General features: G+C 38.2%; 11 protein-coding genes. 7 read left to right on the top strand and 4 right to left on the bottom strand.

The genetic code is table 11. The annotated features are described in order from the left end of the window. The first annotated feature begins 30 nt into the window (after positions 1–30). From cysC to HMPREF1532_RS00975, 5 genes are all read left to right on the top strand, one after another. Positions 31–594: an adenylyl-sulfate kinase gene (gene cysC, locus HMPREF1532_RS00995; RefSeq protein WP_085930803.1), complete on the top strand. Its 564-nt coding sequence runs from the start codon at positions 31–33 to the stop codon at positions 592–594. Between the two features lie 27 nt (positions 595–621). Next, positions 622–1,533 (top strand): sulfate adenylyltransferase subunit CysD, encoded by a 912-nt coding sequence (cysD, locus tag HMPREF1532_RS00990; RefSeq protein ID WP_005923587.1) that lies wholly within the window; start codon positions 622–624, stop codon positions 1,531–1,533. Between the two features lie 28 nt (positions 1,534–1,561). Continuing rightward, on the top strand, positions 1,562–2,992 hold the full coding sequence (gene cysN / locus HMPREF1532_RS00985; protein ID WP_005923584.1) for a sulfate adenylyltransferase subunit CysN: 1,431 nt from the start codon (positions 1,562–1,564) through the stop codon (positions 2,990–2,992). 189 nt (positions 2,993–3,181) lie between these two features. Further along, positions 3,182–4,288 carry a cholesterol-responsive sulfotransferase gene (locus HMPREF1532_RS00980; RefSeq protein WP_005923581.1) on the top strand — a complete coding sequence of 369 codons (1,107 nt, stop codon included), beginning with the start codon at positions 3,182–3,184 and terminating at the stop codon, positions 4,286–4,288. 15 nt (positions 4,289–4,303) lie between these two features. Next, on the top strand, positions 4,304–5,269 hold the full coding sequence (locus HMPREF1532_RS00975) for a PCMD domain-containing protein (protein ID WP_005923563.1): 966 nt from the start codon (positions 4,304–4,306) through the stop codon (positions 5,267–5,269). Positions 5,270–5,457: 188 nt separating this feature from the next. On the opposite strand, the gene HMPREF1532_RS00970 is transcribed toward HMPREF1532_RS00975, so the two are convergent. The 4 genes from HMPREF1532_RS00970 to HMPREF1532_RS00955 form a co-directional block, all read right to left on the bottom strand. Continuing rightward, complete coding sequence (locus HMPREF1532_RS00970) at positions 5,458–6,663, bottom strand: OmpA family protein (protein WP_005923560.1); 1,206 nt, start codon at positions 6,661–6,663, stop codon at positions 5,458–5,460. A gap of 65 nt (positions 6,664–6,728) precedes the next feature. Further along, positions 6,729–7,472: a YjbH domain-containing protein gene (locus tag HMPREF1532_RS00965; protein WP_005923557.1), complete on the bottom strand. Its 744-nt coding sequence runs from the start codon at positions 7,470–7,472 to the stop codon at positions 6,729–6,731. A 49-nt stretch (positions 7,473–7,521) separates the two neighbouring features. After that, positions 7,522–10,677 (bottom strand): DUF3869 domain-containing protein, encoded by a 3,156-nt coding sequence (locus tag HMPREF1532_RS00960; RefSeq protein WP_005923554.1) that lies wholly within the window; start codon positions 10,675–10,677, stop codon positions 7,522–7,524. A 10-nt stretch (positions 10,678–10,687) separates the two neighbouring features. Continuing rightward, positions 10,688–11,692, bottom strand: coding sequence for a hypothetical protein (locus tag HMPREF1532_RS00955; protein WP_224204029.1), 1,005 nt, complete (start codon positions 11,690–11,692; stop codon positions 10,688–10,690). Between the two features lie 385 nt (positions 11,693–12,077). Here HMPREF1532_RS00955 and HMPREF1532_RS00950 point away from each other — a divergent pair, with 385 nt between their 5' ends. Both HMPREF1532_RS00950 and HMPREF1532_RS00945 read left to right on the top strand, forming a co-directional pair. Next, positions 12,078–13,226 carry a site-specific integrase gene (locus tag HMPREF1532_RS00950; protein WP_005923547.1) on the top strand — a complete coding sequence of 383 codons (1,149 nt, stop codon included), beginning with the start codon at positions 12,078–12,080 and terminating at the stop codon, positions 13,224–13,226. A 455-nt stretch (positions 13,227–13,681) separates the two neighbouring features. Then, positions 13,682–14,905 carry a hypothetical protein gene (locus HMPREF1532_RS00945; protein ID WP_005923541.1) on the top strand — a complete coding sequence of 408 codons (1,224 nt, stop codon included), beginning with the start codon at positions 13,682–13,684 and terminating at the stop codon, positions 14,903–14,905. The last annotated feature ends 6 nt before the right edge of the window (positions 14,906–14,911 follow it).

The following is a 14,911-nucleotide window of genomic DNA, read 5'->3' as shown; positions in this document are numbered from 1 at the left end:
AAAAACAATATTTACCCTATATTCGACCGCATGTTAGCGCGGGAAGACAAAGAAGATTTATTGAAGCAACACAGTGTGATGATATGGTTTACCGGATTAAGCGGCTCCGGAAAGAGTACGATTGCCATTGCATTGGAACGCGAATTGCATAAACGCGGATTGTTATGCCGTATTCTTGACGGTGATAATATCCGTAGTGGAATTAATAATAATTTAGGGTTCTCCGAAGCTGACCGAGTAGAAAATATCCGTCGCATAGCAGAGGTCTCAAAACTGTTTATCGATAGTGGTATCATAACGATTGCCGCATTTATCAGTCCTAATAACGATATTCGTGAAATGGCTGCAAATATTATCGGGCAAGATGATTTTCTGGAAATCTATGTCAGTACTCCGCTTGCAGAATGCGAGAAACGTGATGTGAAAGGCCTGTATGCCAAAGCCCGTAAAGGAGAAATTAAGAATTTTACCGGTATTTCGGCTCCGTTCGAAGCTCCGGAACATCCGGCATTGGAGTTGGATACTTCCAGACTTTCACTTGAAGAATCGGTCAACCGTTTGTTGGAGCTGATTCTGCCGAAAGTAAAAAGATAAAGAGAGATTTTATAAAACAAGAATATAATGAAAGAAGAGTATAAATTAAGCCATCTGAAAGAGCTCGAAGCTGAGTCTATTCATATTATCCGCGAGGTGGCTGCGGAATTCGAGAATCCGGTAATGCTTTATAGTATAGGGAAAGATTCTTCTGTAATGGTTCGCTTGGCGGAAAAAGCTTTTTATCCGGGTAAAGTTCCGTTTCCTTTGATGCATATCGATTCAAAATGGAAGTTTAAGGAAATGATTCAGTTCCGTGATGAATATGCAAAAAAGTACGGATGGAATCTGATTGTAGAAAGTAACATGGAGGCTTTTCATGCGGGGGTAGGTCCGTTTACTCATGGAAGTAAGGTACATACCGATCTGATGAAGACCCAAGCTCTGCTACATGCTCTCGATAAATATAAATTTGATGCGGCTTTTGGCGGTGCCCGCCGCGATGAGGAAAAATCCCGTGCAAAGGAGCGTATTTTTTCTTTCCGGGATAAATTCCATCAATGGGATCCTAAAAACCAACGTCCTGAATTGTGGGATATCTACAATGCCCGTGTACATAAAGGGGAGAGTATCCGTGTTTTCCCATTGAGTAACTGGACGGAATTGGATATCTGGCAATACATCCGTCTTGAAAATATACCTATCGTACCGCTTTATTATGCCAAAGAACGTCCGTGTGTAGAGATAGACGGTAATTTGATAATGGCCGATGATGATCGTCTGCCGGAAAAATATCGCGATCAGATTCAGATGCGTATGGTACGTTTTCGCACATTGGGCTGCTGGCCGTTGACAGGTGCAGTAGAAAGTGAAGCCGATACGATCGAAAAGATTGTAGAAGAGATGATGACCACTACGAAGAGTGAGCGTACGACACGTGTGATCGACTTCGACCAGGATGCGAGTATGGAACAGAAGAAACGTGAAGGTTACTTCTAAATTAAAAATTGAAAATTAGAAATTAAAGATGGGAACTACTTTAGATATAAAAGCATTTCTGGATAAAGACGAACAGAAAGATTTACTCCGTCTTCTGACGGCAGGTTCGGTAGATGATGGAAAATCCACTTTGATTGGCCGTCTGTTGTTTGATAGCAAGAAGTTGTACGAAGATCAGCTGGATGCTTTGGAACGTGACAGCAAACGCATGGGAAATGCCGGCGAGCATATTGATTATGCTTTATTGCTGGATGGCTTGAAAGCAGAGCGCGAACAAGGCATTACGATTGATGTGGCATACCGATATTTCTCAACCAACAACCGTAAGTTTATCATTGCCGATACTCCGGGACATGAACAATATACGCGTAATATGATTACCGGCGGTTCGACTGCCAATTTAGCTATCATATTGGTCGATGCTCGTACGGGGGTAATTACTCAGACGCGCCGTCACACATTCCTGGTATCGTTGCTGGGTATCAAACATGTTGTGTTGGCCGTGAATAAAATGGATTTAGTGGATTTCTCCGAAGAACGTTTTAATGAGATTGTTTCGGAATATAAGAAATTCGTAGACCCACTTGGGATTCCCGATGTGAATTGTATTCCTCTTTCCGCATTGGATGGCGATAATGTAGTAGAAAAATCAGAGCGTACTCCTTGGTATAAAGGTATTTCTCTGCTCGATTTTCTTGAGACGGTGCATATCGACAATGATCATAACTTAACAGATTTCCGTTTTCCTGTACAGTACGTACTTCGTCCTAATCTTGATTTTCGTGGATTCTGCGGGAAAGTGGCTTCGGGGGTGGTTCGTAAAGGAGATCAGGTGATGGCGCTTCCCTCCGGAAAAACTTCACGTGTCAAGAGTATTGTGACTTATGATGGTGAATTGGATTATGCATTTCCGCCACAATCCGTTACCTTGACATTGGAAGACGAGATCGATGTGTCGAGAGGGGAAATGTTGGTTCATACGGATAATCTTCCTATTGTAGACCGTAACTTTGAAGCTATGTTGGTATGGATGGATGAGGAACCGATGGATGTAAACAAATCGTTCTTTATCAAGCAGACCACCAATATGAGTCGTACACGTATCGACAGCATCAAATACAAGGTGGATGTGAATACGATGGAACATTCCGCCGTACCGTTTCTGTCATTGAATGAAATCGCCCGTGTGGTATTGACTACTGCCAAAGAGCTGTTCTTTGATCCGTATCAGAAAAATAAATCGTGCGGTTCCTTTATTCTTATCGATCCGATAACTAATAATACCAGTGCTGTCGGCATGATTATCGACCGGGTCGAGGTGAAAGACATGAATACGACAGATGATATTCCTGTGCTCGATCTTCCGAAACTCGGTATTGCGCCGGAACATTATGAGTCGATAGAAAAGGCGGTGAAAGAATTGGAACGCCAGGGTATTGCAGTGAAAATTATTAAATAATTATTCAATGTGCCAATATGCCAATGGGGCATTGGCTATTCGGTATAATAGCGGGCAATTGACACACTTGACACATTGGTATTTGGCATAATGGTATGCGATTGCCGTATGGGAATTCGTTGTAATAGCGCAGCCAATTGGCATATTGGCACATTAGCATATTGAAAAATTATTAATTATATTATTAAGATGGGATTACTTGAATTCAATAAACTTCCGATAAATACTTTGGTAGGGGCTGACTGGAAAACTTTTAAAGCCATTACAGGCGGTAGAGATATCGACGCTGCTTATAAAGGAAAATATCGTTTGACAAAGGCTGTATGCCGTTTGCTCTCTACATTGGCTCCTTTGCAAGACAGTCGCTATAATAAGCTTCTGGCAGATAAACCATTGGAGCACGATCCGGTATTCATTTTAGGGCACTGGCGTAGCGGTACGACATTCGTGCACAATGTTTTTTCTTGTGACAAGCATTTCGGGTATAATACAACTTATCAGACTGTTTTTCCTCATCTGATGATGTGGGGGCAACCTTTCTTTAAAAAGAATATGAGTTGGCTGATGCCGGATAAACGTCCGACTGATAATATGGAATTGGCTGTAGATTTACCGCAGGAAGAAGAATTTGCGTTGGCAAACATGATGCCGTATACTTATTATAATTTTTGGTTCTTGCCTAAGTATCAGCAGGAGTATGCCGATAAATATTTGCTGTTTGATGATATTTCCGAAGCGGAGTTAAAGGTCTTTGAAGAAACTTTCACTAAGTTGATAAAAATATCATTGTGGAATACACAGGGAACTCAATTTTTGAGTAAAAACCCGCCTCATACCGGGCGTGTGAAAGAACTCGTGAAAATGTTCCCAAACGCAAAATTCATTTATCTGATGCGTAATCCGTATACGGTTTTTGAATCTACACGAAGCTTTTTTACGAATACGATTCAGCCGTTGAAGCTCGAAAATATCAGTAATGAAGAGATTGAAAAGAATATTCTGTCCATCTATGCCAAGTTATATCATAAATATGAAGCCGATAAACAATTTATTCCGGAAGGAAACCTGATGGAAGTGAAGTTTGAGGATTTTGAAGCGGATGCTATGGCAATGACGGAAAATATATACCAAAAACTTTCTATTCCCGGTTTTGAAGAGGCACGTGAGGCCATAGAGAAATATGTAGGCGGTAAGAAAGGGTATAAAAAGAATAAATATAAGTATGACGACCGTACTGTTCAGTTGGTAGAGGCCAATTGGGATTTTGCTTTGAAACAGTGGGGATATAGTCTTTAAAAGAAAGGAGAAACGATGATGAGGAATGCATGTCGCCATTTGTTAGCAACAGGTTTTGCTGCACTATGCTCAACGGCTGCCATAGCGCAGCATAAAGTCGAAATGCTCCCGTTTGGGGATATGGATCAGTGGGTTAATAGAGAAATTAAGGAATCCGGTATAATTGGCGGCCATACTAAAAATGTATATGCCGTGGGTCCTACTCAGACGATTACCGGTGCGAAAGCCTATAAAAATTTAGGTGGTTCTCCGTGGGCTACTTCCAATGTATTGGCTAAAGTTGCCGGTGTGGTTAAGACCAATACTTCTGTGTTTCCGGAAGAACGGGGCGATGGTTATTGTGCTCGCTTGGATACCCGTATGGAAAGCGTGAAAGTGTTTGGCTTGGTAGATATTACGGTGCTTGCAGCCGGCTCTATGTTTCTTGGGTCTGTTCATGAACCGATTAAGGGGACTAAGAATCCCAACAAGATGCTGGAAATGGGAATACCGTTTACAAAGCGTCCGATTGCCCTTCAGTTTGATTATAAAGTGAAAATGTCCGATCGGGAGAATCGAATCCGTGCAACCGGATTTAGTAAGATTACAGATGTTGCAGGAAAAGATTTTCCGGCTGCTATTTTATTGCTTCAGAAAAGGTGGGAAGATGCAGACGGTAATATTTTTGCGAAACGTGTTGGTACGATGGTAGTACGGTATTATACGACAACCGATTGGCACAATAATGCTACTTATGAGATCCTTTATGGTGATATAACCGGTAATCCGGCGTATAAGGCACATATGATGCGTTTACAAGTTGAAGAACGTTATGCGCTTAACAGTAAAGGTGAAAGCGTTCCCGTTCACGAAGTTGCTTGGGGGGAAGAAGGAGATGAACCGACTCATATGGTGCTCCAATTTACTTCCAGCCACGGTGGTGCTTATATCGGATCTCCCGGTAATACATTCTGGGTGGATAACGTGAAGTTGATCTACTGATAAGTATAAAAGGTATATATAATAAAGGAAGCGAGTTGTAATCGGTTAGATTGCAGCTCGCTTTTTTGTATCTTGTCACATATCTGTTTCTGTTGTTTTTAAGATATTCTTATGTCATGAGTAAAAGTATAAAAAAATAAGGTGTCCGATTGGAACGAACACCTTATCTCTATTTTTTATTTTTGCTGTCATTCCATAATAACTACACGGTTCAGTGAGTCTTTATCAAACATATTGGGAGTTCCGCCATTTCCGATCAGTTCAAGTTGTTTTTTGTCTACACCTTCTTTAATAAAGGCGTCGTAAACAGCTTGGGCACGTTTTTCAGACAATTCCTGGTTCCATTTAACACTGCCTGTAGCCTGATCGCAATAACCTGCGATTTTGTACTTCTTATCGGGATTAGCTTTCAGTATCTTGGCTGCTAATTGAATATTAACCATGCCATAGTCGTCAATCTTAGTACTACCTATTTTGAAGAAAATAGCACGTGGACCAGCAACTTGCACCTCTTTTACTACCTCTTGAGTTACAGGACGAGCATTGACCATAGCATTCTTTGTATCAGCTAAATCAGTTTGTGCCTGAGCTAATTCATTACGATATTTGTTTAATTCGTCGTTAATAGCGCTTTGGTCAATTTTAGAATTACAAGATACAAATTTTTTGCCACCAAACGTATAAGTTGCACCGGCTGTCAAGTGAATATATCCGTCTGTTTTACCACTGCTGTATGCACCCAGAATGGAAGGGGTAACCTGTCCGCGAGCTTCTATATCGATGGCCCATTTCGGATTGATATTGAATTTTGCCCCCAAGCCAAGACTTGCACCGACCAGGCAACGGACCTCATGATCTTTTGGAGTACTTTTTTCAGGAACAAGAACACCCTTGACGTATGTCTGTCCGTTTTCCACTACCTTTTCTGAATTGTAGAATGCATCCCATCCTTTGAAATTTTTCACTACATTCATAGAAGGACCGATGAAGAAATTCAGTTCAAACACGCGTCCCGGTTTATAACCACAGAACAAGTTTGTCAGATTCATCATACCATCCAAATTAATGCCGAAGTAATTTTCTTCTCTTTTTACTTCGGGAGCATTAACGCTCTCAAATGGATAGTTGGTAGTCATTTTGGAGTTCCATCCATATACTTGGCCACGGAATCCCCAGACTGGAGTAACGAACTTACCCACTGATACATTAATCAGTGGTGTCAAATTTTTGCCGAATTTACTATCCGGATTGGTAGTTCCTTGTACTCCTGCACCCACACTGATAAAGATATTATCCTTCCAACTTTCACTGTAGGATTTCTCTTTAGTTTGTGCAGAAACAACAGTTGTAGTTCCAGCCAATAATAAAGATAATAATACTAATTTATTTTTCATTGTTTTTCTTTTTTATATTCAACTCTTTTTATTCATATTCGCTATTTTATTCTCCCAGCATCTTTTTATTTCAAGCAAAACCTGAACATTAATCCACCGGTGAAATATTTCATTTTCTGTAATTCCACCTGCGCATGCAAATGGTTGAACAGCAAATAAGTGGCACCTAACGCAAAATCTTTCGAATCATATTCGGCTATCAATCGTAATTGTGGATGAAAAGACGGATTATAACTAATCCCGGCAGCAACACCATTCAATCTATAATCTTTTCTTCGATTATATAAATAGGAGAGGTGTATGCCTATCGTCTCTTTTTTTATATCCACATGCTTGGAAGCAGCAATATAGAAACGACTGTAATATCCGTTTCCCCGTTCTGAAGCGATTACATCTCCCGAGGATGTGAATGGGTCGGATGTTCCCAGCACAACCGCCGGCATGTATTTCCAAAACTGTCCCTCTTTCAATGCTCGCAAACGAACCGAAAAATACCGGTCTTGATTCGTAAAGCCTGTGTAACCATAGGGCTTTAAGCCTAACGCTTCGGCCTTAAAAAGCGTACAGGTGTATGCTACTTCCAGCCATGGCATAATGGTTACATTCAGGTAATAATTGTACGTATGGTAATACCATGTAGGAGGAGTTATCTCCTTATTCAAAAAGTTAGCACCCAGCATCACCGTCTTATCTTTCTGCATTTCTGCTGAAGGAGTATGCAGCAATCCCGTAGTACCATAAGTCAATTGAGCCGAAAGCATAAATGTACAGCATAAAAACAGACAGCTAACTATAATTCGTTTTTGCATCTTATTTCCTTTTACTTTAATCTATACTTTCGGTTCAATGATTCAATATTTATTCGCTAACAATAATACCACCACCGGCATTTAAGTCATCACCGTGTCCATGACCATGGCCATGACCGATAGGTAATGTTTTTGCTGTAACCTCATGGCCCGATACTGATTTAACGATTACTTCAACTGTCTTACCATTCAATATAAATTTATAAGTAGTAATGGTATATACAGTTTTTACTTGAATTGATTCTACATAAGTAAAAGGATCAACGGTAAATGTTAACTCTTTGTCTTCTTTTTTAAACTCACTGTTTATAGGCTCTCCTCTGGAAGTAAATATATTTTCAATGGTTGATTTTACTATGCTTTGAGCATTTTCATTTTTAAATACTTTAGCTATAGATTCTTCCAAAGATTGATAGATAGCCCCTGTAGGTGCGTCTTTGAATGTGATTTTCAAATTTTGCGTTTGATCTGTGTTGTTCTGCTGGTTAACTTCCTTAGTATATGAGTTTCCATATTCATTTTCACCAGAAGTACCATCATCAAGTGTCCCTACAACAGCTGCACGGAATTGTGAGAAGTGCGATACTAACATTGTATATTCCTTTTTGTCGGTAACAACTTCGTCATTATCATTGTTTCCACTAACTCCCCAAAGACCTGTAACTTTGTCTTTGTATTCAAGCTGCAATGAACCTAATTCTCCTTCATATGGGTCAGCAAATGTGACTTTAAGCGGGTTTCCTACGAACATAGCACCATCCGGATTACCGTAGAAACTACGTAAAACTTTGGGCTGAGTACCTTCTGCATCCAGATTTCCCGTAGGGGCCTTTTCTTCTTTTACATCTCTGGTCAATATAATCGGTGATATTAACGGAGTTCCTTCAGATGTCTGGATTGTTGTTCCTTTTTCAATCACAATGACAGTTTTGTCTTCTGGAGTTCCATTGCCGTTCATTACAGTCGTTTTTTCGGCTTCAACCTTACCGGTTTCGGGATCTACATCCGGAGTAACTTGACCTTGTTCACCATCGCCTGGTTCGGTTGTTTCATTTATAACAATGATACCATCCTTATTTGCTGTGAATGGGATAGAAATGTTCTTATTGATTGCTGTAGTACCTTTAGCAGGATCGTATACAAATGTTACAGGCATTTCTATAGGAGCCAAAGGTTCTCCTTTTGAGTTAATCTTGGATACCTTTGCAGTTATTAGCCATTGTTTCAGATTGCTGGCTTTAGCTTTATTTGCCGGTATTTCTATTTCAAATGAGAAATGATTTGTGTTGTATACGGCAGTACTTGGATCATTAAGTTTGATAGATTGGGCCATAACCATGTTGCCAAGTGCATCAACTACTTCACCCATTAATATGACTTTTGTAGGTTCATCTTCTTTAGTGGGCTCTTTTTGCAAATATACTATAATTGTTTGTGCTGCTATGCCACTTTCGTTTTTCATGGCTGGCAGTTCAATAGTCACTTGTCCTGTATAGTATTTGTCTGCTGTGGCAGTCAAAGTGTAAGTTCCGTGAGCAATTGATGATGCAGTAGACCCTGGATTTCCATTAAAATTAAATGTGACACCGCTTATCTCTACTTTTGTATCAATGTCAAAAGCCTTGAATGTTAAATTATAAACAACATCTTTAAGCTCTGCCGGTTTATCACTTTCGAATACAATTGTTATTATTTGGTTTCCGCAATTAGGAACAGTGTATCCTTCTGTGATAATGTCTTTTGTACCTTTGGTGGCTTTTATTTTATATTTTCCTTCGTCTTCATTATTTATAGTGAATGTGAAACTTGCAGATTTGGTAATCGTTTTAACGGCTGTTGTTGTCCCTTCTTTGAAAAGTTCAATCTTATCGGCCATTACAGCGTTGCCATTGTCATTGATTATGGTACCTGACAAAGTTGTGAATGTTTCTTTTGAATCTACCGGAGTCAGTGAGATTACAATCGTTTTCTTGATGAAATCATTCTCCGTGGCTGATTCTGCTACTTCCTCAAGGGTAATATGGGTAACATTTGATTTGAATTTATCTGTTGTTGTCGTGGTTGTAATGGCATATTCACCAGGGGTAAATTTGCCTTCTGCCGGATTACTGGTGATTCCCTCAGTTTCTTTGTTTATAGATTCACCTGTAAGTGCATTCTTATAAACATACGTCAACATGTAATTTCTTGGGTATGTAGGTGCTATTGGCTTTTGGGCTATGATTGTAATATTTTGATTACCACAAGCAGGAATACTGTAAATACCGGATATAACAGGAGTCAAATTTCCTACAGTAACCTGAATTTTATATTCACCCTTTTCTTTGTCATTTACAGTAAATACAAAGTTAGCACTATTTGTAATCGTTTTTTCGTTTACCACTGTACCATCTTTCAGTAATTCAATTTTGTCAGCCAACAGGGAATTACCATCTTTGTCAACAACAACGCCAGCTAATGTTGTATAAGTATCTTCTTTATCAGGATCTGCCGGAGTAATAAGAAGTTCTACGATTTTGTTTATGTAGTCGTCTTTTGTTTCTGATTCTACATAAGGTAGAGAAAGCAATGTGACACTTGATTTAAATGCTTTTTCAATAGCTTGAGTTCTGATGGTGTAATTGCCGGATGCTAATCCGTTATAATTCGTTACGGCAGTTCCATCAGCCGATTTTATAGTCATTCCCATTTGGTCACTTATATCCGATGCTATTTCTTCTCCAGTAACAGCATTTTTATAAATAAACGTCAAATTGTATGGTCTCGGATACATAGAAACATTTTTCTTCATTATTACATCCACAGGATAAACTGCATTTCCGTTTTCTATTTTGTTCAACACAACAGTCCGTACAATGGCTTTTCCACCGTTGTATGTTTCATCATTTGCTTTGAAGGACAGGCTAACGGTTTTAGTTTCTTCATTGAACTCGGCGATCTTTATGCTATAAGAACCATCAAAAGACAGAGTTTGAGACGTTCCATCAGTATAGGTTACATTTCCTTGAATATTCTCTCCAGTTTCAGCATCTGTTACAACTCCTGATATTACATAAACAGGGGTTAGGGGATTACTGTTTCCTCCGGGAGAATTTGCATCCAAGCCGTCATCCTTATAACATCCGGTCATGAAGGCCCCGGATATAGCCAAAGTGAGTAATGCTATTTTTGCACTAAGCTCACTTAACAAACTTTTCTTTTTCATCTCAATAAAATTAAAAATTTAGTAATTCTGATTTAATAAAATATGGATTAAAACTATTATTTTGCATTATGTTTTCGCTTGGATTCGTACGGTATCCCATGTAGTAATATCGTTCATTTCCTGCGTTGTAAGCTATCCCCATGTTGTGGGATGGTGTAATACGCGGGATATATCCTCTCCTCTTATATTTATAAGGAGGCAATGCTACTTGAAAACGAAAGCCACCATTCGATTTTGCCCCTTTTGCTTTCATGGCGTAAAAACCGATAGAAGTATAACGGAAATGTCTGATCACATCCAACCGCATGCCTTTTTCGCCTAATAAATATTGTTCAGCCTTTAATGTAGTCTGAATATTGTATTCCGGCCAATAAAAACTCCCTCCGATGCTCCAAGTAATCCTTCGTTTTGTGCCATAGGTACAGCTAAAACCGTCCCAATAATAAGTTCCGGTAACACCCAATCTGGCTTCTATACTGAAGTGTTCGTTTTTAAATGGATGAAATAATTTCAAATCACCTCCGTACCGGTCTCCGTTAAATGCTCCTACTGTCAATGTCCCCCATATATTATAAGGTAGGCGTACCGTTTGTTGTAGCGTTAGAAATCCCGGATGGATTTTTCCCAAGCGATTTCCATAGCCATCATTGTATACCGGAAACACCATCTGTGCTGTTAATTTCATTCCTTTCCAAAAAGAAACTTCTATGGCCGGTGACAGATTAAGTAATACTTGGTATATTTGTGTAATTACCAGGTTTTTAAGTGAAAGTTCCGGGTATACAGTGATATCTACTTTGAATAGCGAACTGTTTTTTCTCTTTTCTCTGATTGCTTGCTTCCAATTCTTACCTAAGTTGTAACTTACCTCCCAGTCTTGACGGTTGACATTAGATGTACTATCTTCGCTAATTGGTTGATAGTAAAGGGAAATCTGTGGAATGTTGTTGTCTAATATGATTAGCCGGCATGGCTTTTTCTCCGGATATGGGAATAACGATATAAAAGAAGAAATTTTACGAAACTAAACTGTTATATAACTGAATATTAAATGTTCATCAGGTAAAAAATAAAAAAGAATAAAAAGTGCGTTTATTACCTATAATAACGTTATATTTGTTACCAATTTGATATTTCTATTTTTATGGTAAAAGAGGAATTTTTTTCTACACTTGATTTATTTAAAAAAGGAATAGCAAAAACAAATGGCGACGCACAATACATTACAGGGCACTTTGAATAAATTATTCATTGTATTTTAACCGAAAGAGCATTTTTTATTTTCTTGAAAATAATAAAAGCCGGTAACACTTTCTTAATCATCCACGACACAGGATGTTACTGACTTGTTACTCCCTATGTAGAGCTGTATGCATTAATTACATGGAAAGGATTCTAAAATGAAAAAAGAAATTAAAATAAAAGAGCCGATAAGGCTTCGGACAAAAGAATTGCTAAACGGATGTTATTCTCTTTACCTCGACATCTACATAAATGGAAAGAGAAAATATGAATTTTTAAAACTTTATATAATCCCCGAACGCAGTAAAGTCGATAAAGAAAGAAATGCAGAAACATTAAGGTTAGCTAATGCTATCAAAGCTGAAAAAATCGTAGCATTACAAAACGGTAAATATGGCTTTAATTTGAATAAGAAGAGGTTAAACATATCACTCACAGATTATATCCAGTATCTGGCACACAGAGACTCTGTAAAAAAATCAAAGAAAACGTTGATGAATACGTTGATTTATCATCTTCAACGATATGACAAAAAAGGTATTTTATTAAAAAATATAGATAAGGAATATATTTTAAAATTTATAAAATACTTAAGTACAGCTAATCAAGAACATAGCAGAAAAGAAAAGAAAATTAGCGCCAACACACAAGTCTGTTATTTTAAAGAGCTGAATTACTGTCTAAACTATGCTGTTGTTGAAGATATTTTGCTCTTAAATCCTATGAACAAGATAAGAAATGAAGACAAACCTAAAAGAAAAAAGACAGAACGGGAGTTCCTGACCATTGAAGAACTTAAAGCCCTGTCTCAAACGGATTTCTACAATAAAACACTGAAACAGGCCTTTCTTTTCAGTTGCTTTTGCGGGTTAAGGCATTGTGATATTGTTGCTCTGACGTGGGGGAATCTTAAAAGAGATAATATGGGTAAAACCCAGCTACATATAGTGCAACAAAAGACCCAAGAAGTTATTTCTTTACCTCTTAGCAAAGAGGCTTTAAAACAGTTACCCAAACGCAATGGCGCATTAGATACAGATATTATTTTCCATGACTTGATATCATTGGGAAGGACAAATGAGATCTTATCGCGTTGGGCCCAAGCTGCCGGTATCAATAAACATATAACCTTTCATGTGGCAAGGCATACACATGCAACAATGATGATTACATTGGGAGCAGATCTTTATACAGTTTCTAAACTGTTGGGACATACAAATATTCAAACAACTCAAATCTATGCAAAGATTGTCGACGAAACCAAAAGCAAAGCAATTGATTTAATACCCGATCTGACACAAATCTGATAATCAATATATCGCGATAACTGTTATTTTTACGGCCCAAAGTGTGTACCTTTGTATATATAAAGTACGTATTTAATTTTTAGCTAAATATGTATTTTGTATCTCAAAAGTACATATTTTTAATTTTAATCCGCAATTGCTTTCCTTATGCAATAATATTTCACAACATATTACAATTAATCTCTGTTTTAGCTAAAGATCGAAAATGGAATAAAATATTTTTTCGTTTTCAGTTGTATTTTGGTATTAAAAAAGTCATTTATCGAATATTTTGCAATGTTAAGTGGCTTGTTTTTCAAATTAGAGCAATATGGATAAAAAAAAATGATACAATATTTTAATTTTTAGTGTAAGATTCTTTGCTATTATTAAAAATGTCTCTATTTTTGTAACGTGTTTTGCAACATTGCAAGTGATAAGTGAAAATAAAAGGATGAGGATATAGGATCTCTTACATGAATACAAACTTGATACATAACAATATAACGCGTTATATAGCGATCTTTCTTTTCTGTTTGCTTCCCTTAAAAGGTGTGTGTCAGACAGGTGAAGAGACTGTTGATGTATTAGTTGGTATGGGATTTGAAAACGTAGGTTGGCATGAGAACGATAAAGAACGTGTGTATGTTATGGAAAATGCTGCATATCGTTTAAATGGGGTAGGACTCGGTAAAGCTGTTGATGTTGTTCAAAGGATGGGTTTACCGGAGAAAAAGCCATGTCGAATAATTATACTTGACAATAATGTACCTCAAATTTCTCTTTATTATCAACCCGTTATCGGTGACAGTATCCCCGAAGTCAATCGCCAGGATTGGGTAGTGAGCTATAATCTTGGAGATAACTGGAGGAAACTAATCAAAGGTAATGGCTTGAATAGTTCTCTATTTAAGGTAGATGTTGTGGTCTATCCCGAATTGTCATTGAAAAACTTAGTATTAACGCAAATATACCAAGTTTTGTTCAATTTATCACCAGCTATTGAAGTTTCTTTTTGGAAAGGGATGAAATTAACGGCTCAGATGGTGTTTCCGGTATACAATGATGGTTATGGTGATCGGTTGGGGAAAATCCATCCGGGGTTTCTGACACTACAGCAAACGGTACGGTTGCCTTATAATATATGGGGCACGTTGGAGGTAGGTACTTTCAATGCTGGGCGATATGGAGCGGATTTAAAATTGTTTCATCCATTTAAAAACGAACGTTTCAGTGTAGAGGGTAGGTTGGGGGTAACTGCAGCTTATTATTGGGATGGCTTTGAATTGATATACGGCACCAAGCGGAGGGTGACGTGGAGTGTCGGTGGGAGTTTTTATTGGCCGGAATACAACGTTCAGACCACATTAAAGGCTGAACAATATTTATTAGGTGAAAAAGGCATACGGTTGGATGTGATCAGACATTTCCGTTATGCCTCTATCGGGTTTTATGCCATGAAAGCAGATGGCGTAAAAGCAAATGGTGGTTTTCGTTTTCAAATAGCTTTGCCGCCTTACAGATATAAAAGAAAGGGATATATTCCGCGTGTTACGCCTTCAAAGAATATGGGAATAGCGTATAATGCGGGGAATGAACGATATTATTATCAGGGATACCGGGCGAATCCAGGAGCTAACATTATGCAAGCAAATAGTTTTAATCCATATTTTATTAAATCAGAATTACTAAATTTTTAATTTTAT

The sequence above is a fragment of the Bacteroides salyersiae WAL 10018 = DSM 18765 = JCM 12988 genome (assembly GCF_000381365.1).
In the GTDB taxonomy this organism is placed as follows: Bacteria; Bacteroidota; Bacteroidia; order Bacteroidales; family Bacteroidaceae; genus Bacteroides; species Bacteroides salyersiae.
Note: the sequence above shows the minus strand (reverse complement) of the source record. Positions and strands in the feature narration are given on the sequence as shown.